Origin of the sequence: Nocardia sp. BMG111209, from assembly GCF_000381925.1 — a bacterium.
Classification (GTDB): domain Bacteria; phylum Actinomycetota; class Actinomycetes; order Mycobacteriales; family Mycobacteriaceae; genus Nocardia.
Map to the genome: position 1 here is coordinate 364,501 of NZ_KB907307.1, position 25,337 is coordinate 389,837.

Sequence of the window (25,337 nt, forward strand, 5' to 3'; positions counted from 1 at the left end):
ATGCGTCGCGGCACCACCGACGATACTCGTCGGATGATCTCCGTCCGGTGTCACCGCTGCGGGGTGAAGGTGATCGGCAACCGGACGCAGCCGCGGACCTGACCGGCGTGCAGCACCGGCGGGTCGGTGTCGATCAGCGCGTAATCGGGAATCCGGCGGTGGATCTGTTCCAGGGCGAGCCGCAGTTCGATCCGCGCCAGATGTGAGCCGAGGCAGCGATGCGCGCCGGCGCCGAAGGACAGGTGGCGGTTGGGCCGGCGGTCCAGCCGCAGGGCGTCGGCGTCGGGAAATTCGTCACCGTCGCGATTCGCGGCGCACAGCGGCAGGATCAACTGGTCGCCCTCGGCGATGGTGACGCCACCGAGTTCGGTGGTGCGGGTGGCCCGCCGGCCGGGCACCACGGCCGCCTCGTACCGCAGGATCTCCTCGACCGCCGCGGGGATCAGGTCCGGGTCCGCGATCAGTTGCCGGCGCTGCTCGGTGTGGTGGGCCAGGTGGATGATGCCCCACGCCAGCGATCCCTGGACCGTGTGCAGCCCGGCGATCAACAGCAGGAAGAACATCCGGTTGAGTTCCTCGTCGGTGAGCAGCCGGGTGCCGTCGGCGGTCTCCACCTCGGTGTGGATGATCGTGGAGGTGATGTCCGGGCCCGGCGCGGCCCGCCGCGCGTCGATCATCTGCTGGAAGTAACCCAGCATCCGGAACGCCGCCGCTCCGCGCGCCCGATCCGATTCCTCCTCGGTCGCACCGGGAATCCCGGTGAGCACGACGTCGGTCGCCTCGGTGAACATGGGGGCATCGGCCAGCGGCCAATCCATCAGGGCGAGAAACACTCTGGTGGGCAGTTCGTGGGCGAAGGCGGTGATGAACTCCGTCACACCGCGTTCGGCGAACCCGTCGATCAATTCGTCGATCACCGCGCGGATGTCGTCCTCGAGGGCCTGCATCCGCTGCGGGCCGAACAGTGGTTGCAGCGCGCGCCGGTAGCCGGTGTGCTCGGGTGGATCCAGTTCCAGCGGAAGGAATTTGCCGAATCCGGCGGTGGTGGTCACCAGATTGTTGGGGTAGCTCGAGAAGGTCTCCGGATCGCGCAGCACATCGTGGATCTCCCGGTACCGGGTGACGATCCAGTGCCCGCCGTGCGCGGTCGAGTAGACGACCGGCCCGAGCCGGGCGAGTTCCGCGATGCGTTCGGGCACGGTGTCGCCGGCGGCGGTGAGGGCCGGGTCGTAGATGTCGAAATCCACGATCAGATCGCCGGGAACCTCTGCGGCAGTGGTCATTACTGTTCCTCGGGTCGGTGACGGGCCGGGCCCGTCAGCGTCAGCGCCCGTTCCGGGCAGACGGTCGTGACCGTCCGCGCGGCCGGGAGCAGGGCGGCGGGCAGGGGGTCCACCCGGACGATCGGGTCGCCCCGGTCGTCCGGGTGCAGCAGATCGGGTGCCGTCGCATAGCAGATGCCATGGCCCGCACAGGCTTTCCGATCGACGACGAGGCTGGGGAGCTCGGCGGTCATGTCACAGATCTCCGGGAGAGCCCTTGTCCTCGGGGAACCACATGCCCACCCGGGACAGGGTGCCGCCATCGGTGGCGACCAGGGTCTGGCCGGAGATGTATTCGGAATCGTCGGAGGCCAGGAACAGCGCGACCTTGGCGTTGTCGCGCAACGACGGCGGCCGCTGCAACTTCAGCGGGATCGGCGAGACCGACGGATCCCACGGGCCCGAGACCTCCTCGTAGGACTGCCCGACCACCGGCGCGCCCGGCGGCATCAGGAAGTTCGGCGACATGCCGTGGGTGGGGGCCAGCGCGTTGACCCGGATGCCGTAGCGGCCCAGGTCCAGGCTGAGGCCGCGGATCAGCCCGTTCACCCCGGCCTTGGTCGCCGAGTAGAGCGCGATGCTGTGGTACGCGACCAGCGAGGCGGCCGAGGAGGTGGCGAGGATCGTGCCGCCGCCGTTGGCCCGCAGCGCCGGGACGGCGGCCTTGGCCGAATAGAACACGCCGCTGAGGTTGACCCCGAGGACGTGCTGCCAGTCGGCGTCGGTCAGGTCCTGGAATTCCACCTGTTCGCCGCCCGCGACGGACGGCACCCCGCCGCGGGACACTACGCCCGCGTTGGCGAACATGATGTCCAGTGTGCCGAAGGTGTCCACGGTGGTGGCGACGGCGGCCCGGACCTGTTCCTCGACGCTGACGTCGGCCGTGACGGCCAGTGCGGTGCCACCGTCCTTCTCGACCAATTCGACTGTCTCCGCGGCCCTTTCGGGGTCGATGTCGACGACCGCGACCCGCGCGCCCTCGGCGGCGAACAGCCGGGAACTCTCCCGGCCGAGGCCGGATCCGGCGCCGGTGACGATGGCGACTCTGCCTTCGAGCTTCATGCGATGCACTCCGATTTTCGGGAACGATGCGGCCGATCCGCGACGGGACCGGCTCGGGAGGGGGCGCGGCGGAAACCGGGGCGCCGGCGCCCGATGCGGGCGGCCGGTGTGCCGTGCCTCACACCGAGGGTAGGTCGTGAGACGGATGACGTCAATCGTAATTTGTAAAACAGTGACGCCGGAGGGCGCTGCCGGGGAGGGCTCGATTTATCTAACAGTAGTAGATAAAGTGTCGGATGATGCCAGGTACGAAGGAGTAATCATGAGTCAGAGCGTTCGGCTCGAATGCGGTGACGGGATCGCGGTGATCACCATCGACCGTCCGGAGGCCCGCAACGCGATCGACCGGGCCACCGCGAAGGGCCTCGCGGCGGCGGCCGAGGAGGTCGACGGCCGCGACGATGTGGCGGTCGCGATCCTGACCGGCGCGGGTGGCACGTTCTGCGCGGGCATGGACCTGAAGGCGTTCGTCCGCGGGGAGAATCCGATGATCCGCGGCCGCGGATTCGCGGGCCTCACCGAACGGCCACCGGCCAAGCCGCTGATCGCCGCGGTCGAGGGCTGGGCGCTGGCCGGCGGCTTCGAACTCGTGCTGAGCGCGGACCTGGTGGTGGCGTCGCGGACCGCGAAATTCGGTATCCCCGAGGTGAAACGGGGTCTGGTGGCCGCCGCCGGCGGCCTGCTGCGCCTGCCCCGCACACTGCCCTACCAACTGGCCATGGAGATCGCGCTCACCGGTGACGAACTCGACGCGGCGGCGGCGCACCGGCACGGCCTGGTCAACACGCTGACCGAACCCGGCGAGGCACTCGCCGGGGCCCGGCGGCTGGCCGCGCGCATCGCGGCCAACGCGCCGCTGGCGGTCCGGGCGACCAAGGAGATCGTCGCCGGATCGGTCGACTGGACCGCCGCCGAGGGGTTCCGCGCCCAGGCCGAGGCCGTCGCGCGGATCATGACCTCCGCGGACGCGCGCGAGGGCGCGCTGGCCTTCGCCGAGAAGCGGCCACCGGTCTGGCGCGGCCGATGACGCTGGATCCACGGACCCCGGTCCTGGTCGGTGCCGGCCAGCTCAACGAACGCGCGGGCGGACGCGAACCCGTCGACCTGATCACAGACGCGGCACGTGCGGCCGCCCTGGACGCGGGCGCGCCGGGACTGCTCGCGGCCGTCGACTCCGTGCGTGTCGTGGGCCTGCTGTCGTGGCGTTACCGCGATCCCGGGCGGCTGGTCGGGGAACGGATCGGCGCGTCGCCGCGGCACACCGGCTACACCGGCGACGGTGGCAGCAACCCGCAGGCGCTGGTGAACGGCGCGTCCGCCGATATCGCCGCCGGCCGGGCCGATGTCGTCCTGATCGGCGGCGCCGAAGCGTGGCGGACCCGGACCCGCCTGCGCGCTCGGGGCTCGCGCCCGGACTGGACCCGTCAGGACGACACCGTGCCCGCGGCGCCGCTGCTGATCCCGCCGGTGCCGATGAGCTCCGCGGCGGAACGGCGGATCGGCCTGGACCGCCCGGCGTACGTGTACCCGCTGTTCGAGCACGCGCTGCGGATCGCGGCGGGCCGCGGCATCGAGGAGCAGCGGGACCTCGCCGCCGGACTGTGGTCGGCGTTCAGCAAGGTCGCCGCCACCAATCCGCACGCCTGGCAGCAACGCGAGTACAGCGCCGCCGAGATCCGCACACCGTCGCCGGACAACAGATGGATCAGCGCGCCCTACACCAAGCTGATGAACTCGAACAACATGGTCGAACAGGGTGCGAGCCTGCTGCTGTGCTCGGTGGCGGCCGCGCGCCGGCACGGTGTCCCGCGTGACCGCTGGGTGTTCCCGCAGTCCGGGGCCGAGGCGCACGACACGTACGCGATCACCGAACGCGGTGCGCTGCACCGCTCACCGGCGATCCGGTTCGCCGCGGCGCGGGCGCTGGAACTCGCCGGCGCCGCGCTCGACGACGTGCCGTATCTCGACGTCTACTCCTGCTTCCCGTCCGCGGTGCAGGTGGCCGCCGCGGAACTCGGTCTGCCGCTGGATGATCCGGCCCGCCCGCTGACCCTGACCGGCGGGCTGACCTTCGCCGGCGGCCCGTGGAACAACTACAGCACCCACGCGATCGCGACCCTCGTTGCGCGCCTGCGGGATTCACCCGGTGCGTACGGCATGGTCACGGCCAACGGCGGCTATCTCACCAAGCACGCCATCGGGATCTATCGCACCGATCCGCCGCCCGGCGGTTTCCGGCACGCGAACGTGCAGGATCGGGTCGACGCCGAGCCTGTCACCCGCGCGCTCGACCGATACGAGGGCGCGGCCACCGTCGAGACGTGGACGGTCGCCTACGACCGGGACGGCGCTGCGGAACGCGGATTCGTCCTGGCCCGGACCCCGGACGGCGCCCGCACCCCGGCCGCCGCCGTCGAACCGGACTGGGTGGCCCGGCTGGCCGCCGAGGATGTCGCCGGCGCGCCGATCGCCGTCACGGCCGACGGTCACTGCCTGCCACGTTGACGTCATAAATCTAAAGGCATAAGGTTATGGGACCGGGCACGGACGCTCAGTATGAGTGAAAGGTGTCCCGGGGCAAGGAGTTCCGCATGTCCATCGAGGACTTCCGTGCTCGCTACGAGCGGCACGTGGGCCGGGTCGAGGCCGGTGACAGCAGGGCCGCGCTGGCCGATATGGTGCCGGAGAACCTCCCGGCGGTGTTCGAGGGTGTCCGGGTGCCCGGCCGGGTGGTCACGGCGGTGCGCATCGTCGGCGTCCGCGCCGAGGGCGACACCCGGATCGGCGAGGCGGTGTACACCACGCCCGAGGGTGTCATCGGCCTGCGTTCGATCTGGGAACTGCGCGACGGCGTCTGGCTGGCCGCCGCGCTGGAGAACTTCCCGGCCGAGGCGGACCGATGAGCGGCGAACCGTGGGGGCCCGCCGAGGACGGCCTCGACCTCCCCTACTGGGAGGGGCTGCGGGCCGGTGAACTGCGGCTGCAACGCTGCGGCGGCTGCCACACCTGGATCTGGGGACCGCAGTGGATCTGCGCGCGCTGCCACACCTTCGATCCGCGATGGGAGGCGGCCGACCCGGCCGGCACCGTCTACAGCTGGTCCCGCAGCTGGTATCCGTTCATCGCCGAACTGCCGGTGGCGCTGCCGTACGTGACCGTGCTGGTCGAGCTGCCGCAGGCCGGCAACCGCCGGGTCCTGGGCATCCTCACCGACGCGGGCGCCGACGAGAACCCGCGCATCGGGGACCCGGTGACCGGGCACATCGAACTGGACGAGGGCGCGACCTGGCCGCTGCTGCGGTGGCGCCGGACCGCGATCGGAGCACGCCGATGAACCCGCTGCGCGGCGCGGCCGCCGTCGTCGGCATCGCGGAACTGCATTACCGCCGTGGCGACGCCCCGCACGGCGAGCTGCGGATGACCCTCGAGGCGGTGACCCGGGCCTGTATGGACGCCGGGATCTCGCCGCGCCGGCTGGACGGTTTCGTCTCCTACGCCGGTGGCGGGCACGACGGATCGGTGCTGGGCGCGGCACTGGGCGTCGACGACGTGCGCTGGTCGACCATGATGTGGGGTGGCGGCGGCGGCACCGTGGCGGCGGCGATCAACACCGCCGCGATCGCGATCGCCACCGGTCAGGCCGAATGTGTGGTCGTCTACCGGTCGATGGCCCAGGCCGACACCGGCCGGCTCGGCTACGCGAAGTACTTCTACGGTTCGCACTATCTCGCGCACGGCGTCGGATCGCCCGCGCAGGTGTGCGCGCTGCGCACCCAGCGGCTGCTGGAACACGACGGCGTACCCCGTTCGGGCATGCGGGCTTTCGTGCTCGCGGCCTATCGGCACGCACAGCGCAATCCGACCGCGCAGGCGTACGGGAAACCGCTGGACGAACGGACCTACGACGAATCCCGGCTGATCACCGAGCCCTTCCACCTGTTCGACTGCTCCCGCGAGAGCGACGGCGCGGTCGCGATGGTGCTGGTTGCCGCCGACGTGGCCCGCGACCTCCGCCCGGACCCGGCGTACGTCCTGGCCGGGGCGCAGGGCGCGCCGGGCGGATATTCGGCGCTGATCGACAACGACGATCTGTACACCTCCGCCGGATTCGCCGGCGCCGCAGGACGTCCCGGTGTCGCGGACCGGCTGTGGACCGCCGCCGGGCTGGGACCGGCCGACGTCGACGTGACCCAGGTGTACGAGAACTTCAGCGGCCCCGCGGTCGCCGCGCTGATCGACCACGGCCTGGTCCCGCCCGGACCCGCCGCCGGTGACGTGCTGACGGTCGGCAACCTCACCGCCGGAACCGGGAAGCTGCCGGTGAACACCAGCGGCGGCAATCTCGCGGACTCCTTCGTCAACGGGATGGGCCTCGCGGTCGAGGCGGTCCGGCAGATCCGCGGTACCTCCACCAATCCCGTTGCCGGAGCGAAGGTCTCGCTGTTCATCGGTGGCCCGATGGCGCCGCTGGTCAGCTCCACCCTGTTCGGCCACCACGACACCCTGTGATCCGGCCCGCCGGTACCCGGCGGCGCCGATCCCGATCCGATGCGGAGGGCATCCCCATGCAGGACACGAATCTCGACCGCGCCGGCCTGTTCATCGGCGGCGAATGGGTCGCCCCGCGCGGCGGCGCCTTCGATCTGGTGGAGGCGGCGACGGAAAAGCCGCTGGCCCGCTCGGCCGCCGGTGACCGCGCCGATATCGATGCCGCGGTCGTCGCGGCCCGGACCGCACTGGACGGACCGTGGGCCGGTCACTCACCGGACGAACGGGCCGCGGCCCTGGACCGGTTCGCCGCCGCCTTGCAGGCGCGCGCGAAAACCACTGCGGCACTGTGCAGCCGGGAGAACGGCATGCCGATCTCGCTGTCGCTCACGGTCAACGGCTACGCGCCGGCCGCGATGTTCCGCTACTACGCGGACCTGCTGCGCGCCGCACCCGCCGAGGACGTGCGGCCCGGGATGTTCGGCGGCCGCACCCTGGTGCGGAGCGAACCGGTCGGCGTGGTCGCGGCGATCACCCCGTGGAACTACCCGCAGTCGCTGGCCGCGATGAAGTTGGCTCCCGCGCTGGCCGCGGGCTGCACCGTCGTGCTGAAACCGGCACCCGAAACCGCTTTGGACGCTTTCGTTTTCGCCGACGCGGCGCTCAAGGCCGGACTGCCGGCCGGCGTGCTGAACATCGTGCCGGCCGACCGCGAGGCGGGTGCGCACCTGGTGGCCCACCCGGGCGTGGACAAGGTGGCGTTCACCGGTTCCACCGCCGCGGGCCGCGCGATCGGTGCGGTGTGCGGACGGCTGCTGCGCCCGGTCACACTCGAACTCGGCGGCAAATCCGCCGCCATCGTCACCGACGATGCCGATCTCGACGCGTTCACCGCCGCACTGCTCGAGGTGTCACTGACCAACAACGGTCAGACCTGTCACGCGGGCACCCGGATCCTGGTGTCGCGCCACCGATACGACGAGGTGGTCGAGGCGGTCACCGAGACGGTCCGGAATCTGGTGATCGGTGATCCGCTGGACCGCGCGACCCAGATCGGGCCGCTGGTCAGCGCCGCTCAGCGCCGACGCGTGCTCGGCTACATCGAGGCCGGTCGGCGCGGCGGCCATCGGCTGACCACCGGCGGGAGAGTACCGGCGGATCAGCCGCAGGGCTGGTACGTCGAGCCCACCGTCTTCGCCGACGTCGACAACTCCGCCCTGCTCGCGCGGGAGGAGATCTTCGGCCCGGTCCTTGCGGTGATTCCGTACCGGGACGAGGACGACGCGGTGGCGATCGCGAACGACTCGGAATACGGCCTGGCCGGAACCGTGTGGACCACCGACGAACAGCGCGGAATCGCGCTGGCCGACCGGATCCACAGCGGGACGGTCGGCGTCAACCACTATGCCCTCGACCTCGCCGCACCCTTCGGCGGCGTGAAGGCCTCCGGCCTGGGCCGCGAACTCGGCCCGGAGGGCCTGCTGCCGTATCGGCAGCCGAAGTCGGTCTATCTCGCCGGCCGCTGAACCGGATCGAAATACGGAGTCCGCCATGACCTTTCCCCTCGCGAGCCTGCGCGTGCTCGATCTCACCGACGGCCTCGGCGAATCGTGCGGCCGGTTCCTGGCCGACCTGGGCGCCGAGGTGCTGCGCGCGGAACCGCCGGGCGGATCCCGATCCCGCTCCGCCGAACCGCGGGTGAACGGGACCGGCATCCCGTTCGCACTGCGTAACGCGAACAAGCGCGGGGTGACCTTCGATCCGGACGGGCTCGGCTGGGAGATCCGGCTGGGCGAACTCGTGCGCGGAGTCGATATCGTCGTCGATTCGTGGTCCCCGGCCGGGTGGGACGCGCGGTCGGCGGCGGTGACGCGGCTGCGAGCGGACAACCCGGCGCTGGTATGGCTCTCGATCACTCCGTTCGGGCACACCGGGCCGTATCGGGACCGGGTGGCCGACGAAGCGGTGCTCTACGCGATGAGCGGCGTGCTGTCGCGATCCGGCACACCGGGCGCGGAGCCGTTGCTGCCGCCGGCCGGTCTGATCGAGGAGACCGTGGGGGCCCATGCGGCCTGGTCGGCGCTGCTCGCCCATCATGCCGCCATGCGTTCCGGGCGTGCGGAATTCGTCGACCTGTCGGCGTTCGAGGTGGTGGTCCACGGCTTCGATCCGGGCTTCGGCACCCAGGGCTCGGCCGCCGCCGGACGTTCCGAGGACTTCCCGCGCGGCCGACCGGCCGCGGCGAACTTCTATCCGGTGTTCCGCTGCGCCGACGGCTTCGTCCGGATCTGCCTGCTGGCCCGCCGGCAGTGGCGGTCGATGTTCGAATGGCTCGGCGAGCCCGCGGAATTCGCCGATCCGGCGTTCGACACCATTCCCGCGCGCTTCGCCGCCGCGGACCGCCTGCATCCGCTGATCGGCCGGCTGTTCGCGGACCGCACCCGCGACGAACTGGTCGCCGAGGGCGCGCGGCGCGGTGTCCCCGTCGGTGGTGTGCACGATGTCGCCGAGGTGCTGCGGACCGAGCACTTCACCGCCTCCGGCGCGTTGATCGACGCCGAGATCGCGCCGGGCCTGCGGGCCCGGATACCCGCCGGATATCTGAACGTCGACGGAGTGCGCGCCGGATTCCGTACTGCCGCGCCGCGAATCGGCGAGCACGACGAGTCGGCCGCCGGGACTCCGCGCCGATCGGCCCGGCCCGCACCCGTCGCCGGTGCACCCGGCCGTCCGCTGGCCGGGCTGCGGGTGCTGGACCTCGGGGTGATCGTCTTCGGCGCCGAATTGAGCCGCCAGCTGGCGGATTACGGCGCGGACGTGATCAAGATCGAGAGCGCGGCCTTCCCGGACGGGCTGCGACAGGCCAAACGTGGTGCGGCGCTGGCCCCGTCGGTGGGGTGGGGGCATCGCAACAAGCGCAGCTTCGGGGTGGATCTGCGCACGGCCGAGGGTAAACGGATCTTCACCGACCTGGTCCGGGACGCGGATGTGCTGCTGGCGAACTTCAAACCCGGCACCCTGGCCTCGATGGGTTTCGCCCCGGCCGAGCTGCGCGCGCTCAATCCGCGCCTGATCGTCTCGGAGGCAAGCGCTTTCGGGAATACGGGACCGTGGCGGCAGCGGCTCGGTTACGGTCCGCTGGTGCGGGCCTCGTGCGGGGTGTCGGCGATGTGGCGGTATCCGGCGGATCCGGAGTTGCTGTGCGACGGGATGACCGTCTACCCGGATCATGTGGCCGGTCAGATCGCCGCCACCGCGATCCTGGCGGCGCTGATCCGCCGCACCGAGACCGGTGCGGGCGGCATCATCGAACTGGCCCAGTCGGATACCGCGCTGATGCAACTGGGGGTTCAGCTCGCCACCGAGTCGGTGCGGCCGGGATCGGCTGCGGCGCCGGGCAATCACGATCCGCATCATGCGCCGACCGGCGTCTTCCGCTGCGCCGGCGACGACGAATGGTGCGTGGTCTCGGTCCGCAGCGATGCGCAGTGGGCGCGGTTGTGCACCCTGCTCGGACATCCCGAATCGGACCCTCGCTTCGCGACCCGGCAGGCCCGCCGCACCCACCGCGAGGACGCGGAGAAGATGCTGTCGGACTGGCTCGCGGACCGCTCCCCCCGGGCGGCGGCGGAGGCTCTCCAGGCCGCCGGAATCCCGGCGGGAGCGATGCTACGCCTGCCGGAGTTGTTGCGGGACCCACACTTACGTGCCCGGGACGCCTACGCGATGCTCACCCATCCACTGTTGCCCGCCGACCTGCCCACCACGGCGACCGTCGCCCATTTCGAGACGATCCCCCGACCACCGCTACGTCCCGCACCGGTGCCGGGGGAGCACACCGCGCTGATCTGCCGGACCTTGCTGGGCATCAGCGAGGCGGAGGTCGCCGCCCTGGTGGAACAGGGTGTGTTACAAGCGATTCCGGCCGGACGACAACCGGAACCGGCGGCCGCGCGCCGCACCGCCGGATGAGCCGACCGGCCGTGTGCGGTCCGTCAGGCCGTGGGTCCGGGCAACAGGGCCGGGATCACGAATGCGCGCAGTTTGGCCCGGACCCGGTCCAGAGTCGTTTCGTCGCTGCCGTATTGGCTGATGTAGAGGATCTCCAGTTCGGCGATCCATTCGCACAACAGGCGCAGGTCGAGGTCGGCGCGCAGGTGCCCGGCGCGTTGTTCTTCGGCCAGGATCGGTTCCCACAGTTCACGAGTCAGTTCCAGGGCCCGGCCGGATTGCTGCAACAGCCTGGTCGCCAGGCCCATCTCACCCGGCGAGACCAGCCGGTTCACCATCGGATCCGAGTGGCCCTTGCGGATGTCCTGGCAGATGCCCTCCACCAGGCGCTCAGTCACGGTGGGCCACCCTGCGACGAACGCGCGGGCCGGCGCCAGGTTCATCCGGGCCCGCCGGGCGATCGACTCCACGATCAGCGATTCGCGGTCCGCGAAATAGCGGTAGACGGTGGCGCGGGACAGATCCGCCGCGCGGGCCACATCCTCCATCGTGGTCTTCGCGATGCCGAATTGCGTGAAGCAGCCTTCCGCGGCAGTGAGGATCGTGGCGCGGACGTCAGCGGTCACGGAGTCGGTGCGGTCCATTCCCGGCACGTTACCAAGCCCATAAATCTACGAATATTAGATAAGACACTGGACGGTAATCGTCTCATGTGTCACGCTGGAGCCATGGAGCGCGAGGAGAAGATCGACCTGACCCGGCGGTTGATCGCCCATGTCGACAACCGGACCACCGACTACGCGGACGGACTGATGCGCGTGCCGTTCTCGGTGTTCAACGATCCGGAGCTCGCCGCCAAGGAACGTGCGGTGGTGCGGCGATTCCCGCACATCGTGGCGCATGTCGACGAGCTGGCCGCGCCCGGCGATTTCCTCATCACCGAGCTGATCGGTACCCCGCTGCTGGTCGTGAAGCAGAGCGACGGCGGGGTGCGCGCGTTTTCCAATGTCTGCCGCCACCGCGGCGCGCGTGTCGAATTCGAGCAGTCCGGTTGTAAGCGGGTCTTCGCCTGCAGGTACCACAACTGGTCCTACGGCCGGGACGGCGCCCTGCGCGGTATGCCGCATGCGGACGGTTTCACGGAATTGGACCGCGGTGGCCACGGTCTGGTCGAATTCCCGTGCGAGGTGCGGCACGGATTGGTCTGGGTGGTCCCGACCGCCGGCGCGGAACTCGACATCGCCGCGGTGCTGGGCCCGAAACACGACGCCGAGGTGATCGCCACCGGTATCGGCGGCTCCCACCAGGTGCGCAAGGAGACCTGGCGGCTGGCGATGAACTGGAAGATCGCCGTCGACGGGGTGCAGGACGCGTACCACCTGTGCCAGCTGCACACGAAGACGGTGTGCCACTTCCTCGAGGGCAATGTGTCCACTTTCGATCGAGTGGACCGGTCCTGGCGACTCGTGGTGGCGCGCAAGACGATCGCCGAGGTCCGCGACGCGGATCCGGACAGCTTCGACGTGCGCGACTACTCGCTGGCCAACTACACCGTGTACCCCGGCACCATGCTGGTCACCGAACCGCAGCATTTCGAGATCTGGACGATCGTGCCCGACGCCGAGGACCCGAACGTCAGCCACTGCACGATCCGGCTGCTCGCGCCCCGTGAGCCCGAAACCGAAAGGGAGCAGCGGATTCTCGACAAGAGCTGGGATCTGCTGATGGAGACGCTGCACGCGGAGGACTGGTTCGTCAGCGGGACCATCACCGCGAACGCCGCCGCCGGTCAGGTCGACGAACTGGTCTACGGCCGTAACGAACTGCCGGGGCAGGTCTTCCACACCATGGTGGCGGCCGACGTCGCCGCGCTGGAGCGCGCGACGGCCCGGCCGGTCGCGGAGGTGTCGGCGCGATGAGTGGTTATTCGCTGCTCGACGGCGTGCGGGTGCTCGAGGTGGCCCAGCTGGCCCCGGCCTCACTGGGTGGTCATCTCGCGGACCTCGGCGCCGAGGTGATCAAGGTCGAGGCCGGTCCGTTCGGTGATCCGGTGCGGGTCGGTGGCAGTCGCGCGGTCGGCAGCCCCGACGGCCCGTCGTTCATGCACCTGCGGTGGAACCGCGGCAAGAAGTCGGTGGCGCTGGATCTGCGCAAACCCGAGGACAAGCAGGCGTTCCTGGACATCGTGCGCACCTGCGATGCCGTGATCGAGGGCATGCGCGGCGGCTACCTGGACTGGCTCGGCCTCGGGTACGACGCACTGCGCGAAGTCAATCCGCGCATCGTGCTCTGCTCGGTGTCCGGGATGGGCACCGACGGACCGTATCGCGGGCTCGGTACCGGCGGCCCGGTGTTCGACGCCTTCGCCGGCCTGCGTGCGGTGCGGATCCCGGAACAGCCACCGACCGAGGGCATGGCCGGCGGCACGACACCCCCGATCGCCATGTACGCCCTGGGCGCCTACGGTGCGATGGGCCTGCTCGCGGCCCTGCACAAGGCCACGCGCACCGGCCGCGGCTGTCACGTCGAGGTGGCCGGGATCGACGTCGCCGCCGCCTGGATGCCCGATCTGATCGACGCGGAACTGAACCGGGACCGCTCGATGCCCCGGCCGGGCTGGCTGCCCGACGGCCGGCTGCCGGACTGGCCGCGGCTCGAGGCCTATCGGACCGGCGACGGCCACGCTGTGCTGTTCGGCGCGCACGTGGAGAAGTTCTGGCGCAATTTCGCGGTGGCCGTGGGCCGTCCGGAACTCGCCGAGATCGATCTCACCGGTACCGACGACGGCGCGGTCGCGCGCGCGGAGACGGTCTGGCGAGCGCTCACCGAGATCTTCGCGCAGCGCACCCGCGCCGAATGGATCGAGTTGTTCCTCGCGCACGACATCGCGGGCGGCCCGGTCAACACCGTGACCGAACTGCTCGGCGATCCGCATTTCCGGGCCCGGCGCACCACCTACCGCGTCGAGTACCCCGGCGTCGGCGACATGGAGTTCGCCGCGAGTCCGGTTCGCGTGCACGGCGAGACGTTCGCGCCGGGCCTGCCGCCGGAGTTCGGGGCGCACACCGACGAGATTCGCGGCGCCGTGGCGGGCGCCGGATAACCCGGGGCGACAACCGAATACGTGAACCGTCCGGACGGGCCGGGGCGCGCGCCGAACGAGGTGGCGCCACCGGACCCGCCGGACGGTGCTGTCGTTGTGCGGAAAGCCTTGCACGGCAAGGGAATACGAAGACAAATTCCCGCAACTCGGCATTGTGCGAGTTATCTACGGGTGATAGATTTGCGGTGACCGGGGTCACACCGGTCGGGGGTGGGCGCCATGACGATCGAGGAGTTCACATGAATCTGGCCGACTTGACCCGCTATTGGGGCAGAGCCCGGCCGCGGCAGCAGGCGATCGTGTTCGGGGACACGGCGCACACCTGGGCCGAACTGGACGCGGTCACCGATGCCCTGGCCCGCGGCCTGGCCGCACGTGGGGTGCGCAAGGGCGACCGCGTCGCCGTCATGATGCTCAACCGCCCCGAACTCGCACACGTCATCGTGGCGACCCTGAAACTGGGCGCGATCAGCGTGCCGCTCAACTTCCGGCTCACCGCACGGGAACTCGCGCCGCTGCTGGTCGACGCCGCCCCGCGGGTGGTCGTCGTGGAGGACGAACTGTCCGGCCTGCTCGAGGCCGGCGCCGCGCAGGCGGAGTTCGAGATCTACAGCGTCGACGGCGATTCCCACCGGCCGTACGCGAGCCTGCTCGATCCCGGCGCCGCGCCGGTGGTCGAGATCGCGGGCGACGACCCGGCTTTCATCTGCTACACCTCCGGCACCACCGGCGTGCAGAAGGGTGCGGTCATCACGCACCGCAGCGCCATCGCACCCGGTATCTCGCAAACGGTCAGCTATGGCTTCACCGCTCGCGATCGGGTGCTGTGCTCGGCGCCGCTGGTCTACACCGGCTCGGTGCTGTCGGTGTTCGTGCAACTGGTCGTCGTGCCCGGCGCCACCATGGTGCTGCTGCGGGAATACGACCCGGAGATCGCGCTGGACACCTTCGAGCGGGAACAGATCACCGCGACCACCACCGTCCCGGTGATCTGGGAGCGGATGACCACCCTGCCCGGATTCGGCAAACGCACGCTCGCGAACTTCACCTTCGCCGCCACCGGCGGCGCCCCGGTCAGCGCGGATCTACTGGAATGCTATCGCCGCCAAGGGATTCCGCTCACCCAGGTATACGGCCTGACCGAGGCGTCCGGCATGGTGGCCAGCCTGACCTACGAGGACGCGTTGTCCCGTCCGGGTTTCACCGGCCGCGCGCTGGTCGGCACCCGCGTCCGCATCGGCGACCCCGGGGAGCACACGCCGCCCGGCGAGGTGGGCGAGATCCTGGTGCACGGCGAGCACGTCATGCAGGGCTACTGGAACCGCCCGGAGGCCACCGCCGCCGCGCTGACCGACGGCTGGCTGCGCACCGGCGACCTCGGCCTGCAGGACGAGGACGGCTTCCTGAAGATCGTCGACCGCAGCAAGGACATGCTGATCTCCGGCGGGCTCAACGTCTATCCCGCCGAGATCGAGCAGGTGCTGCACGGCATCGACGGCCTGGTCGACCTCGCCGTCATCGGCGTCACCGACGACCGCTGGGGCGAGGTGCCCATGGTCGTGTTCCACAGCGCCCGGCCCTCGGCCGAGGTGGCCGCCGACATCGCCGCGGTCGCCGCGGCGAATCTGGCGAAGTTCAAGCGCCCCAAGCACGCAATCGAGCTCGGCGAGCCGCTACCCCGGACCTTCTCCGGGAAGCTGGCCAAACCCGCACTGCGCCGTCGTTTCCCGGCCGCTCCCACCGATGCGGTCGCACTGGACTCCACCCCGGCGCAGCCCCGACCGACCCGCACCGGCCCCGATGCCCGCTGCGCGACACCCGAATCACCAAGGAAGAGCAGGTAATCCGTGAAGAGACTGTCCGGCAAGGTCGCCGGCGCCGAGGCCCGCTACATCACCGGCGTCACCCTTGCGGTCGACGCCGGTTACCACAACCGCTGACGAGGAGCACAACCAATGACAGTCGACACGGCGCCCGCAGTCGCACCCGAAATCGCCTCCCGGGAACAGGTTTTCATCGGCGGCCGATGGGTCGAATCCACCGGCGACGAGTGGATCGACGTGATCGATCCGTGGAGCGAACAGCGGGTCGCCCGCGTGCGCAGCGCCACCACCGAGGACGTGCACCGCGCGGTGGCCGCCGCCCGCGCGTCCTTCGACGAGGGCGCCTGGGCCCGCACCCCGATCACCGAACGCGCCGACGTCCTCGACACCATCGCCGACCGATTGACCACGCGCACAGCGGAATTGACCGCCATCGGCGTGGTCGAGGTCGGCATCCCGATCGCGGTGAGCGGCCCCACCCAGCAGATGACCGCCGAACTGTTCCGCGCCGTAGCCGCCGAAGCCCGCAAGGTGCAACTGCGCGAGGACCGCACCCGCGCCGACGGCGGCATCTCCCGAATCCTGAAGGAACCCGCCGGCGTCGTCGCCGCGATCATCCCGTGGAACGGCCCCCTCGGCACCATCGCATTCAAACTGGCCCCCGCCCTCGCCGCCGGCTGCTCCGTGGTCCTGAAGGCCGCCCCCGACGCCCCCCTGTCGCCCAGCGTCTTCGCCGACGTGATCGCCGAACTCGTTGCCGAACAGCGCATCCCGGAAGGCGTGGTGAGCGTCCTCGTCGCCGACCGCGAGGTCTCCGAAGCCCTGGTGACCGACCCGGACGTCGACCGCATCACCTTCACCGGCTCGACCGCCGCCGGCCGCCGCATCATGTCGCTGGCGGGCGAGCGGATCGCCCGCGTCGCACTGGAACTCGGCGGCAAGTCGGCCGCGATCATCCTCGACGACGCCGACCTGAACCACGTCGTACAGTCCCTGCCCATGGGCGGCTGCATGCAATCCGGCCAGGCCTGCATCGCCCTCACCCGAGTCCTGGTCTCCCGCACCCGCCACGACGAGGTGGTCGCCACCCTCGCCGCCGCCTACGCCGCCCTCCCCATCGGAAACCCCTGGGAGCCGACCAATTTCCTCGGCCCCCTGGCCGGCGCCCGCCACCTCGAGCGCGTGCAGACCTACATCGAATCCGCGAAGGCCGACGGCGCCACCGTCGTCTACGGCGGCGGCCGCCCCGAAGGCATCACCCACGGCTACTTCGTACAGCCCACCCTCCTCGACGGCGTCCGCAACGATATGCGCGTAGCCCAGGAAGAGGTCTTCGGCCCGGTCATCTCGGTGATCACCTACGAGGACGAGGACGACGCCGTGGCAATAGCCAACGACTCGATCTACGGCCTCTCCGGAGCCGTCTACACCGAGGACCTGGAACGCGGATACGCCCTGGCCCAACGCATCCGCACCGGCACGGTGAGCGTCAACGGCGCCGTCATCGACTTCACCCTCCCCTTCGGCGGCTACAAGCAGTCCGGTGTGGGGCGCGAAGGCGGACCGGAGGGCCTCGAAGAGTACTTCGAGACCAAGACGGTGCACATGCCCGCGTAGTCGGACGCTGCACGGCATCGGGGCCGCACGGAACTCCGAGTTCTGTGCGGCCCTTGCTGTTTCGGCAATGTCACACCGTGATCGGCCGCTGTGGTGGTTCGCCTTGCGGTGGCCGAGGTCGGATCGTGCAGAGCGCCGGTGTTGCGAAAATCGCAACACTCGGGGTACTGTCCACCCATGGTGGCCGACATCATTGCGTCCAGAGTGCGAGAGGTGATCGCCCGTAGTGGACTGTCCGACCGGCAGTTCGCCGGCCGCGTCGGCCTCGATCCACCGAAGTTGTCGAAGTCGTTGGCGGGGCAGCGTAAATTCACATCACTCGATCTGACGAGGATTGCTGAGTTCGGCCGAGTCAGCCTGGACTGGCTTCTGGGGGTCGATGCGCCACTTCCTGCTGTCGCTGCCCGTCAGGTCACCGCACATATCGGGCGTAAGCCGACAGATCGGGCCATCGAACGGGCGACGGAACTGGCGAGACGCCGGGCGGGTTTGGTGAAGCTGGGGTACGAACATCTGCCCACCGGCTGGGTACGACCGTCCGCCTCGCCCGACCCTGTCGCGGCGGGGGAGAACCTCGCCCGCGCGGCTCTCGAATATCTCGGTATCGGCAATATTTCATCGGTCGACGACAATGACCTCACCGATACCATCGAGCGCCGTTTCGCAGTTGATATCGCCGTCGACGATTTCGATGACGATTTCGATGGTCTGACTTGGCGGCACGACAATGTGAATCTGATTCTCATCGCCACCTCCAGAGTGCCTGGACGTCGTCGCTTCACCCTGGCGCACGAGCTGGCTCATCTGCTCGCCGAGGATGATCAAGGACTCGTCGTCGATGTGGCGCGGGGACCGGAACGGCCGCCGTCCGAGGTGCAGGCGAACGCCTTTGCGGCCAGTTTCCTGATGCCCGAACGAGAGGTGCGGGAGCTTTCCGGTCCCGATGAAATCGGGGAAGGTGACTTCGCCGAGTTGGCCTGGAAGATGCGGGTCACGCCACGCACCCTCAGCTACCGGCTGTACAACCTGAATATGATCGGCCGCCAGCAGCGTGAGCGGTTCGGCGGTATCAGGACCACGGATGCCGTCCGCGCAATAAAGCGGGGTGCGGTATTCTCCAACTGGATCAAATACAGCCAGCAGAAGCGGCTGCCGAAACTCATGGTCGAAGACAGCTGGCAGGCGTATCTGGACGGTGCGACCACATTGCGCCCGTTCGCCAGCTTGATCGAGGCGGACATCGATGATCTGAGAGCCGATCTGGAGGCCAGGTGGAGTCAGCCCGAGTCGTTCGTCCCTGACAGCGCCGGCGATAGTCCGGAAATTTGAGGCCGGAATGCCGAACTACATATTTCCGGACAACACCGTCCTGTGTAACTTCGGGTCAGTGCGCAGAATCAAGCTTCTGGAGCAGATTCTCGACGGCAACGGACGTTGGACCGAAGCGGTCGCTGCCGAAGCGAACGAGTCGAGTGCATATCTGATTCAGCTTCGGCACCTGGCGTTTCTCGGTGATCCTATCGAAATCGATGACCCGAAGGCGATCGCGCATATCGAACATGTCCGGTGCAATATATTCGGTGGGCTGCCGTTCACGACCAAGCATCTGGGTGAAGCGCAGACGTGCTATGTCCTGCAGAATTACGAGGAGTTCAGCGGTTCGTCATTGTGGGTGACGGACGATCGCGATGCAGCGGATTGGGCGCGCCGCAACGGTCTGCAGACGAGAGACACGATGGATGTGATGTCCGAAGGTGTACTCGGCGGCTACGTTGATCGGCGGGAGGGTTTCACCTTGCTGCACGATATGAGGAAGCAGGGCAACTGGCTTCGATTGCCCAGCCGCCCGGACGATCTCGGCTGAACATCGGACAGTGATCGGCGATCTGATGCCGCAGCCGGCACGGTGAGCGTCGACGGCGCGGCCATCGACTTCGCGGCGCGGGCCGACCGATTAGTTCGGGTGGGTCGCGTAGTCTCCACTGCCGAGCCGGCGGCGGTGCTGTGGTGTCCGTGCCGGGGAACCGGGTGGGCCCGCGGTGTCGTGGGTCGCCCGGCCGGACCGGACCTGGAGGTTTATCGTGTCGAATGTCGTTGCCCGTGAGGCTTTGTGGGCGATGGTGCATGCCGAGCGTGCCGCGCTGGCCGACGATCTCGCCGGACTGGACGATGGGCAGTGGCGGCAGCGGTCGTTGTGCGGGCAGTGGACGGTGGAGGAGGTGGTGGCCCATCTCACCGCGGGGGCGTCCAACAGCCGGGTGAGCTGGTTGTCGAGTGTTCTGCGCGCCCGTTTCGACTTCGACGAGCACAACGACCGGCAGCTCGCGGCGCATCGGGGTGCGACACCTGCGGAGACGCTGGAGCGGTTTCGGGCGGTGGTCGGCAGTACCACTGCGGCATCGGGGCATACCGCGGCCTGGCTCGGTGAGGTGATCGTCCACGGGCAGGACATCCGGCGACCCCTCGGGATTGCCCGCACGCCCGCGACGGAGGCGGTCACCGAGGTCGCGCGTTTCTATGCGAGCCGGAACTTCGCGGTTCCCAGCCGCAGCACCATCGCGGGCCTGCGGCTGGAGGCGAGCGACGGATCGTTCTCCGCCGGAACCGGTCCGCTCGTCACCGGGCCGACGATCGCGCTGACCATGGCGATGGCGGGGCGGGCCGGGTACTGCGACGATCTGTCCGGTCCCGGGTGTTCCGTGCTGCGCGACCGGCTGGCCGCTCGCGCCGGTTAGCCGGTTCCGGGTGCGCCCGGCGGTGCGCCGGCGTCGCGGTCGTGGACGATGATCACCACCTCGGCGCGTTCGGGGGAGATCGAGCGGAGGCGGTGCGGGGTGTTGGCGTCGAAGTAGAGGCTGTCGCCGCGGTCGAGGGTGAGGACGCTGCCGGGGAGGATGAGTTCCACGGTGCCGGAGTGGACGAAGATGAACTCGTCGCCGGCGTGTTCGTTGTCGGGCGGGCCGGGTTCGGTTCCGGGGTGAACGATGAACGGCTGCATCGCCTTTCCGACCAGTTGCGTGGCGAGCGGGTGATAGTGCGCGGCGGCCGACTCGTTCTCGATGGCGTTCTCGCCCGCTCGCGCGACGGCCAGCAACGAGTTGTCCGGATTGCTGGCGAACAGCTGGGCGACGTCGGTCTCCAGCACGTGGGCGATCTTCAGCGCCACGGCGATCGACGGGGTGCTGAGGCCCCGCTCGATCTTCGACAGGTAACTCTTCGTCAGGCCGGTGCGCTCAGCCAGCGCGTCCAGGGACAGCCCGGCGCGGCGTCGGTGCGATCTGAGAAAGGCGGCCACGGTCACTCCTTGTCGTCTGCGCACCCTTCCGTGCACGAGGACACCAGAGTAGCCGGATGACACAAGGTGTCCTATAGTCAACCTAGTGTCTCGAGTGGAGGTGGCCAGTGGGCGCGACGATGAACCTCGGTAAGTCCGAGTTGATGGCGACGGCCGAGCGGGCGATGCTCACCCGGATCCGCACCGGCGACTGGACCGACCGGCAGAAGATCGCCCTGACTTGCCGATCGCTGTCCGATGCGGGGCATGATTCGGGGCTGGCCGGACAGATCTCGGTCCGGCAGGCGCATTCGACCTTTCTGACCCAGCGGCTGGGCCTGGGTTTCGACGAGATCACCGACGCCAACCTGCTTCTGGTCGACGAGGACCTCGAGGTGCTGGAGGGCGACGGAATGGCCAACCCGGCCAACCGTTTTCACAGCTGGATCTATCGCGCCAGGCCCGATATCGAATGCATCGTGCACACCCACCCGCTGCATGCCTCGGCGTTGTCGATGCTCGGTGTGCCGCTAGAGGTTTCGCACATGGACACCGCACCCCTGTTCGGTGACTGTGCCTTCCTGGCCGACTGGCCCGGGGTGCCGGTCGGAAACGAGGAGGGCGAGATCATCTCGGCCGCGCTCGGCGACAAGCGGGCGATCCTGCTCGCGCACCACGGGCAACTGGTCGTGGGAGCGTCGATCGAGGAGGCGTGCACGCTGGCGCATGTCATCGAGCGCGCCGCGCAGCTCCAGTTGCTCGCCATGGCCGCGGGCGAGATCCGGCCGCTGCCAACGGTTCTGGCCGAGGAAGCCCATGACTGGACGTTGCTGCCGAAGCGCATCGAGGCGAACTTCGGCTACTACGCCCGCAGAGCGCTGCGGCGTCATCCAGATGTGTTCGAGCACGAGAGTTCGGAGTAAAGAAATGCCTGCACCACTTTCGGGGATCGTCGGATATCCGGTCACCCCGTACTCGGCGGATGCGGAGAAGATCGACACCGGCACCCTGCGGGTGTTGCTGGACCGGATGATCGATGCCGGGGTCGACGCGCTGGCGCCGCTGGGCAGCACGGGGGAGAGCGCCTATCTCACCGATGCGGAATGGTCCTGTGTCGCAACGGAATGCGTCGAGTACACTGCGGGCCGGGTGCCCACGGTGGTCGGGGTGTCCGATCTGACGACCGCCGGCACGATCAAGCGGGCCCGGATCGCCGAACGCGCCGGCGCGGACGCGATCATGGTGTTGCCGATCTCGTACTGGCCGCTCGCCGAGGACGAATTGCGGCAGCATTTCACCGCGGTGGCCGAATCGACCGGATTGCCGGTCATGGTCTACAACAATCCGGCGACCACCGGAATCGACATGACACCGGAATTCCTGGTCGATCTGGTCGCGACCGTCGGCAATATCACGATGATCAAGGAATCCACCGGCGACATCACGCGGATGCGCCGGATCGTCGAACTCGGCGGCGGTGAAGTGCCGTTCTTCAACGGCAGTAATCCGCTGGCCCTGAAGGCATTCGAGGCGGGGGCCGCCGGATGGTGTACCGCCGCACCCTGTCTGGTTCCCGAGCAGGTCGTGCTGTTCTGGAAGTTGCTGCGGGCGGGCGATACCCCGGCCGCCGACGCGCTGTTCACCCGGTTGCAGCCGCTACTGACGATGCTGGTCAGCCGGGGATTGCCGGCGACGGTGAAGTCGGGCCTGCGCTCGCTCGGCATCGAGGCCGGTGACCCGCGGCGGCCCATGCTGCCGCTGGATCCGGCGACCGCGACCGAACTGGCCGAGCTGGTCTCCGCTGTGCGGAATTGATTTCCGCTACAAATAGATAAATGCTGCCGGAGCCGCCGGGTGCGAATTCATATTCGCCGCCCGGCGGCCCACGGTCGTGTCCGGGAATTGTTTTCGGCGCGGTGATTTCTACTTTACCGTCCTTTAACGACGGCGATTCGCACGGAAACACCGGAGCGCCACACTTCTTCGTATCAGGAAAATCCGGGGGGAAATACGAAGGAGTCCGGGATGACCGACACGAAAATTCCGCCGCAGGCACAGACGACGATATCCGTCACCGGCCTCCGCGTCGCCGTACTGGGTTTCCCGGCGCTGCTGGCCCAGTCGATCGCGCTGATCTCGCCGACGATGACCGCCGCGCTGATCCTGCCGCTGGCCTTCTCGAATGCCGGCGAGGGCACCTGGATGGCCTACCTGTTCGGCACCGCGATGCTGCTGCTGGTGGCGTTCAACCTCAATCAGTTCGCCCGGCGTTCCACTTCACCGGGTTCGATGTATGCCTATATCGGGCGCGGACTGGGCCCGGTGGGCGGGGTGACGGCGGGCTGGACACTGCTCTGGTGTTACCTGTTCATCGGCATCGCCGGCCTGACCGGATTCACGATCTTCGGCCGGGAGGTGCTGAGCCTGATCGGAATTCACGGCGCCATTCCCTCGGTGCTGTTCTTCGCGGTCAGCGCGGTCGTCGCCTGGGCCCTGACGGTGCGAGATGTGCGGCTGTCCTCGATGCTGACGCTGGTGCTGGAGGGACTGTCGGTGCTGTTCATTCTCGCGCTGGCCTGCGTCGTGCTGTTCAAACACGGCATCCACATCGACACCGATCAGGTGACCCTGAAGGGCACGTCCGTGCGCGGCATGAGTTTCGCGGTCGTCGCCTGCATCTTCAGCCTCGTCGGTTTCGAGAGCGCGACCGCGATGGGCGGCGAGGCCCGCGATCCGATGCGGACCATTCCGCGCGCGGTCATCTGGAGCCTGGTGATCACCGGCCTGTTCTTCGTGGTCATGGGCTACGTCGAGGTCTACGGCACGCGCGGCGGCAGCGCGACCCTGGACACCCTGTCCATGCCGCTCAATACCCTCGCCGAAACCTATAACGTGTCCTACCTGAAACTGCCGCTGTCGCTGGGTGCGGTGATCAGTTTCTTCGCCCTCACCCTCTCGTGCCTGAACGCCGGCGCCCGGATCATCTATCCGATGGCCCGGCACTCGGTGTTCCCCGCGATCCTGGGCACCACGCACCGGTCGAATGCCACCCCCGCCGCGGCCCTCACCGCCTACATTCTGGTGATGTTCGCGGTGCCGGCGATCTGGTCCTCGCAGACCGATACGCTGACCATCTTCAACGACGCGGGAACGCTGGCCGCCTTCGGATTCCTCCTCGCCTATTTCCTGGTCACCATCGCCGCGCCGGTCTATCTCCGCAAGATCGGTGAACGCACCCCGCGCAGCATCGCATTGTCGGCACTGGCATTCCTGTGCCTGCTGGTCCCCACGGTCGGCAGCTTCTACCCGCTACCCGCCTGGCCGGTATCGCTGTTCCCCTACCTGTTCCTGGCATTCCTGGCACTGGGCGGAATCTGGCTGTACGTGACCTCCCGCCGCCACCGTGGAATTCTCACCGCCATCGAAACCGACCTGGAAACCGCCCACCCCTGACCCGCCCGGGAATGGGGCACGCGCCGGACTTGAATCGCATGACCGACTGCGGGTGATCGGCGGGTATTGGCTACGTGCGCAACAGATCTCGGTGGATGATCTCCCGCATGATCTCGTTGGTGCCGCCGTAGATGCGCTGGATGCGGGCGTCGATGAACGCCTTGGCTACCGGGTATTCCATCATGTAGCCGTAGCCGCCGTGTAATTGGACGCCGGCGTCGATCACGGTGCCCTGCATCTCCGTTGCCCACAGTTTCGCCTTGGCGGCGTCGACGGCGGTCAGCGTGCCCGCGTTGTGCTCGCGGACGCAGCGGTCGATGTAGGTGCGCGAAACCTCCACGGAGGTCCGGAGATCGGCGAGCGTGAAACCCAGGCCCTGGAATTCGCCGATCCGCTTGCCGAAGGCGCGGCGCTCCTTCACGTAGTCCAGCGTCCAGTCCAGTACCGCCTCGGCGGAAACCTGTGCGGCGATGGCGATTCCGAGGCGTTCCAGCGGCAGGCTCTGCATCAGGTAGCCGAATCCGCCGCCGGCCTCGCCGAGCAGATTGGCCGCCGGGATGTGGACGTTGTCGAAGAACAGTTCCGCGGTGTCCTGGGCGTGCAGGCCGACCTTGTCGAGTTTGCGGCCGCGGGTGAAGCCCGGCATGCCGTCCTCGACCACGAACAGGCTGAAGCCGTGCGAACCGGCGGTGCGATCGGTGACGGCGAAGACGATCACCAGATCGGCCAGAATGCCGCTGGTGATGAACGTCTTCGAGCCGTTGAGCAGCCAGCCGTCGCCGGAGGCGACCGCGGTGGTCTGGATCGAGCGCAGATCGCTGCCGGCGCCGGGCTCGGACATCGCGATGGCGCCGATGGTGGCGCCGGTCGCGAAGCCGGGCAGCCAGCGGCGGCGCTGCTCCGAATCGGCCAGGCGGAGCAGATAATTCAGCACGATGTCGTCGTTGGTGGAGAAGCCGGACTGCAACGCCGACGCGCCCACCCGGGCGATCTCGGTCTGGATCGCCACCCGGAAACGGTAATCCGTCTCACCGGGGCCGCCGTACTCCTCGGGCACCGCGAGGCCGAGCAGGCCCTGCGCGCCCGCGGCGCGCCAGGTTTCGCGGTCGATCAGCCGGTCGGTGTCCCACTTCTCGAGGTTGGGCACCACGTGGCGTTCCACGAATCCGCGGACGGTGCGGGCGAACAGCTCGTGGTCGGGCTCGAACAGATCGGTTTTCACTGCTTTCCTTCCTGATCCGGGA

23 protein-coding genes are annotated in these 25,337 nt (G+C 68.9%); 17 read left to right on the forward strand and 6 right to left on the reverse strand.

The window, feature by feature from the left end; genetic code table 11:
* Positions 1–50: 50 nt before the first annotated feature.
* The 3 genes from G361_RS0101455 to G361_RS0101465 are packed head-to-tail and all read right to left on the reverse strand — an operon-like array spanning position 51 to position 2,384.
* Entirely contained in the window at positions 51–1,283 is a 1,233-nt protein-coding gene (locus tag G361_RS0101455) for a cytochrome P450 (protein ID WP_019925263.1), read from the reverse strand.
* Positions 1,283–1,516, reverse strand: a complete 234-nt coding sequence (locus G361_RS0101460; RefSeq protein ID WP_019925264.1) for a ferredoxin — start codon at positions 1,514–1,516, stop codon at positions 1,283–1,285. The genes G361_RS0101455 and G361_RS0101460 overlap by 1 nt, the downstream gene beginning before the upstream one ends.
* 1 nt (position 1,517) lies before the next feature.
* Complete coding sequence (locus G361_RS0101465) at positions 1,518–2,384, reverse strand: SDR family NAD(P)-dependent oxidoreductase (protein ID WP_019925265.1); 867 nt, start codon at positions 2,382–2,384, stop codon at positions 1,518–1,520.
* Positions 2,385–2,646: 262 nt separating this feature from the next.
* On the opposite strand from G361_RS0101465, the gene G361_RS0101470 reads away from it, so the two are divergent.
* From G361_RS0101470 to G361_RS0101500, 7 genes are all read left to right on the forward strand, one after another.
* Positions 2,647–3,411, forward strand: coding sequence for a crotonase/enoyl-CoA hydratase family protein (locus tag G361_RS0101470; RefSeq protein ID WP_019925266.1), 765 nt, complete (start codon positions 2,647–2,649; stop codon positions 3,409–3,411).
* Positions 3,408–4,889 (forward strand): acetyl-CoA acetyltransferase, encoded by a 1,482-nt coding sequence (locus G361_RS0101475; protein ID WP_019925267.1) that lies wholly within the window; start codon positions 3,408–3,410, stop codon positions 4,887–4,889. Before G361_RS0101470 ends, G361_RS0101475 begins: the two co-directional genes overlap by 4 nt.
* An 86-nt stretch (positions 4,890–4,975) precedes the next feature.
* The gene (locus tag G361_RS0101480; RefSeq protein WP_026342579.1) at positions 4,976–5,287 is read left to right on the forward strand and encodes a hypothetical protein; all 312 of its coding nucleotides are present in this window, start codon (positions 4,976–4,978) and stop codon (positions 5,285–5,287) included.
* Positions 5,284–5,718, forward strand: a complete 435-nt coding sequence (locus tag G361_RS0101485) for a Zn-ribbon domain-containing OB-fold protein (RefSeq protein ID WP_019925269.1) — start codon at positions 5,284–5,286, stop codon at positions 5,716–5,718. Before G361_RS0101480 ends, G361_RS0101485 begins: the two co-directional genes overlap by 4 nt.
* Positions 5,715–6,893 (forward strand): thiolase C-terminal domain-containing protein, encoded by a 1,179-nt coding sequence (locus tag G361_RS0101490; protein WP_026342580.1) that lies wholly within the window; start codon positions 5,715–5,717, stop codon positions 6,891–6,893. The genes G361_RS0101485 and G361_RS0101490 overlap by 4 nt, the downstream gene beginning before the upstream one ends.
* 56 nt (positions 6,894–6,949) lie before the next feature.
* Positions 6,950–8,398: an aldehyde dehydrogenase gene (locus G361_RS0101495; protein WP_026342581.1), complete on the forward strand. Its 1,449-nt coding sequence runs from the start codon at positions 6,950–6,952 to the stop codon at positions 8,396–8,398.
* 25 nt (positions 8,399–8,423) lie between these two features.
* Entirely contained in the window at positions 8,424–10,844 is a 2,421-nt protein-coding gene (locus G361_RS0101500; RefSeq protein ID WP_019925272.1) for a CaiB/BaiF CoA-transferase family protein, read from the forward strand.
* Positions 10,845–10,867: 23 nt separating this feature from the next.
* Here G361_RS0101500 and G361_RS0101505 read toward each other — a convergent pair whose 3' ends face one another.
* Positions 10,868–11,467 carry a TetR/AcrR family transcriptional regulator gene (locus tag G361_RS0101505; RefSeq protein WP_019925273.1) on the reverse strand — a complete coding sequence of 200 codons (600 nt, stop codon included), beginning with the start codon at positions 11,465–11,467 and terminating at the stop codon, positions 10,868–10,870.
* Positions 11,468–11,551: 84 nt separating this feature from the next.
* Here G361_RS0101505 and G361_RS41825 point away from each other — a divergent pair, with 84 nt between their 5' ends.
* The 7 genes from G361_RS41825 (at position 11,552) to G361_RS0101545 (ending at position 20,101) form a co-directional block, all read left to right on the forward strand.
* Positions 11,552–12,742 carry an SRPBCC family protein gene (locus G361_RS41825; RefSeq protein ID WP_019925274.1) on the forward strand — a complete coding sequence of 397 codons (1,191 nt, stop codon included), beginning with the start codon at positions 11,552–11,554 and terminating at the stop codon, positions 12,740–12,742.
* Positions 12,739–13,926: a CaiB/BaiF CoA-transferase family protein gene (locus G361_RS0101515; RefSeq protein ID WP_019925275.1), complete on the forward strand. Its 1,188-nt coding sequence runs from the start codon at positions 12,739–12,741 to the stop codon at positions 13,924–13,926. Before G361_RS41825 ends, G361_RS0101515 begins: the two co-directional genes overlap by 4 nt.
* A gap of 239 nt (positions 13,927–14,165) precedes the next feature.
* Positions 14,166–15,770 (forward strand): class I adenylate-forming enzyme family protein, encoded by a 1,605-nt coding sequence (locus G361_RS41830; RefSeq protein WP_019925276.1) that lies wholly within the window; start codon positions 14,166–14,168, stop codon positions 15,768–15,770.
* 111 nt (positions 15,771–15,881) lie between these two features.
* Positions 15,882–17,366 carry an aldehyde dehydrogenase gene (locus G361_RS0101530; RefSeq protein WP_019925278.1) on the forward strand — a complete coding sequence of 495 codons (1,485 nt, stop codon included), beginning with the start codon at positions 15,882–15,884 and terminating at the stop codon, positions 17,364–17,366.
* A gap of 177 nt (positions 17,367–17,543) precedes the next feature.
* Positions 17,544–18,695, forward strand: a complete 1,152-nt coding sequence (locus G361_RS46555) for an ImmA/IrrE family metallo-endopeptidase (protein WP_081635260.1) — start codon at positions 17,544–17,546, stop codon at positions 18,693–18,695.
* Positions 18,696–18,753: 58 nt separating this feature from the next.
* Complete coding sequence (locus tag G361_RS0101540) at positions 18,754–19,230, forward strand: hypothetical protein (RefSeq protein WP_155981237.1); 477 nt, start codon at positions 18,754–18,756, stop codon at positions 19,228–19,230.
* A gap of 253 nt (positions 19,231–19,483) precedes the next feature.
* On the forward strand, positions 19,484–20,101 hold the full coding sequence (locus G361_RS0101545; protein WP_019925282.1) for a maleylpyruvate isomerase family mycothiol-dependent enzyme: 618 nt from the start codon (positions 19,484–19,486) through the stop codon (positions 20,099–20,101).
* Here G361_RS0101545 and G361_RS0101550 read toward each other — a convergent pair.
* Positions 20,098–20,661 (reverse strand): helix-turn-helix domain-containing protein, encoded by a 564-nt coding sequence (locus G361_RS0101550; protein WP_026342583.1) that lies wholly within the window; start codon positions 20,659–20,661, stop codon positions 20,098–20,100. The genes G361_RS0101545 and G361_RS0101550 overlap by 4 nt on opposite strands.
* 119 nt (positions 20,662–20,780) lie before the next feature.
* Between G361_RS0101550 and G361_RS0101555 the strand changes: the two genes are divergently transcribed.
* From G361_RS0101555 to G361_RS0101565, 3 genes are all read left to right on the forward strand, one after another.
* On the forward strand, positions 20,781–21,563 hold the full coding sequence (locus G361_RS0101555; RefSeq protein WP_036494332.1) for an aldolase: 783 nt from the start codon (positions 20,781–20,783) through the stop codon (positions 21,561–21,563).
* Positions 21,564–21,567: 4 nt separating this feature from the next.
* Positions 21,568–22,455, forward strand: coding sequence for a dihydrodipicolinate synthase family protein (locus G361_RS0101560; RefSeq protein WP_019925285.1), 888 nt, complete (start codon positions 21,568–21,570; stop codon positions 22,453–22,455).
* Positions 22,456–22,665: 210 nt separating this feature from the next.
* Positions 22,666–24,093, forward strand: a complete 1,428-nt coding sequence (locus tag G361_RS0101565; protein ID WP_019925286.1) for an APC family permease — start codon at positions 22,666–22,668, stop codon at positions 24,091–24,093.
* 70 nt (positions 24,094–24,163) lie between these two features.
* On the opposite strand, the gene G361_RS0101570 is transcribed toward G361_RS0101565, so the two are convergent.
* On the reverse strand, positions 24,164–25,315 hold the full coding sequence (locus tag G361_RS0101570) for an acyl-CoA dehydrogenase family protein (protein ID WP_019925287.1): 1,152 nt from the start codon (positions 25,313–25,315) through the stop codon (positions 24,164–24,166).
* Between the last annotated feature and the right edge of the window lie 22 nt (positions 25,316–25,337).

What these genes read in the sequence shown, in the direction of transcription:
- G361_RS0101455 (WP_019925263.1), bottom strand. Translation starts at nt 1,283, where the DNA reads ATGACCACTGCCGCAGAGGTTCCCGGCGATCTGATCGTGGATTTCGAC.
- G361_RS0101460 (WP_019925264.1), bottom strand. Translation starts at nt 1,516, where the DNA reads ATGACCGCCGAGCTCCCCAGCCTCGTCGTCGATCGGAAAGCCTGTGCG.
- G361_RS0101465 (WP_019925265.1), bottom strand. Translation starts at nt 2,384, where the DNA reads ATGAAGCTCGAAGGCAGAGTCGCCATCGTCACCGGCGCCGGATCCGGC.
- G361_RS0101470 (WP_019925266.1), top strand. Translation starts at nt 2,647, where the DNA reads ATGAGTCAGAGCGTTCGGCTCGAATGCGGTGACGGGATCGCGGTGATC.
- G361_RS0101475 (WP_019925267.1), top strand. Translation starts at nt 3,408, where the DNA reads ATGACGCTGGATCCACGGACCCCGGTCCTGGTCGGTGCCGGCCAGCTC.
- G361_RS0101480 (WP_026342579.1), top strand. Translation starts at nt 4,976, where the DNA reads ATGTCCATCGAGGACTTCCGTGCTCGCTACGAGCGGCACGTGGGCCGG.
- G361_RS0101485 (WP_019925269.1), top strand. Translation starts at nt 5,284, where the DNA reads ATGAGCGGCGAACCGTGGGGGCCCGCCGAGGACGGCCTCGACCTCCCC.
- G361_RS0101490 (WP_026342580.1), top strand. Translation starts at nt 5,715, where the DNA reads ATGAACCCGCTGCGCGGCGCGGCCGCCGTCGTCGGCATCGCGGAACTG.
- G361_RS0101495 (WP_026342581.1), top strand. Translation starts at nt 6,950, where the DNA reads ATGCAGGACACGAATCTCGACCGCGCCGGCCTGTTCATCGGCGGCGAA.
- G361_RS0101500 (WP_019925272.1), top strand. Translation starts at nt 8,424, where the DNA reads ATGACCTTTCCCCTCGCGAGCCTGCGCGTGCTCGATCTCACCGACGGC.
- G361_RS0101505 (WP_019925273.1), bottom strand. Translation starts at nt 11,467, where the DNA reads ATGGACCGCACCGACTCCGTGACCGCTGACGTCCGCGCCACGATCCTC.
- G361_RS41825 (WP_019925274.1), top strand. Translation starts at nt 11,552, where the DNA reads ATGGAGCGCGAGGAGAAGATCGACCTGACCCGGCGGTTGATCGCCCAT.
- G361_RS0101515 (WP_019925275.1), top strand. Translation starts at nt 12,739, where the DNA reads ATGAGTGGTTATTCGCTGCTCGACGGCGTGCGGGTGCTCGAGGTGGCC.
- G361_RS41830 (WP_019925276.1), top strand. Translation starts at nt 14,166, where the DNA reads ATGAATCTGGCCGACTTGACCCGCTATTGGGGCAGAGCCCGGCCGCGG.
- G361_RS0101530 (WP_019925278.1), top strand. Translation starts at nt 15,882, where the DNA reads ATGACAGTCGACACGGCGCCCGCAGTCGCACCCGAAATCGCCTCCCGG.
- G361_RS46555 (WP_081635260.1), top strand. Translation starts at nt 17,544, where the DNA reads ATGGTGGCCGACATCATTGCGTCCAGAGTGCGAGAGGTGATCGCCCGT.
- G361_RS0101545 (WP_019925282.1), top strand. Translation starts at nt 19,484, where the DNA reads ATGGTGCATGCCGAGCGTGCCGCGCTGGCCGACGATCTCGCCGGACTG.
- G361_RS0101555 (WP_036494332.1), top strand. Translation starts at nt 20,781, where the DNA reads ATGAACCTCGGTAAGTCCGAGTTGATGGCGACGGCCGAGCGGGCGATG.
- G361_RS0101560 (WP_019925285.1), top strand. Translation starts at nt 21,568, where the DNA reads ATGCCTGCACCACTTTCGGGGATCGTCGGATATCCGGTCACCCCGTAC.
- G361_RS0101565 (WP_019925286.1), top strand. Translation starts at nt 22,666, where the DNA reads ATGACCGACACGAAAATTCCGCCGCAGGCACAGACGACGATATCCGTC.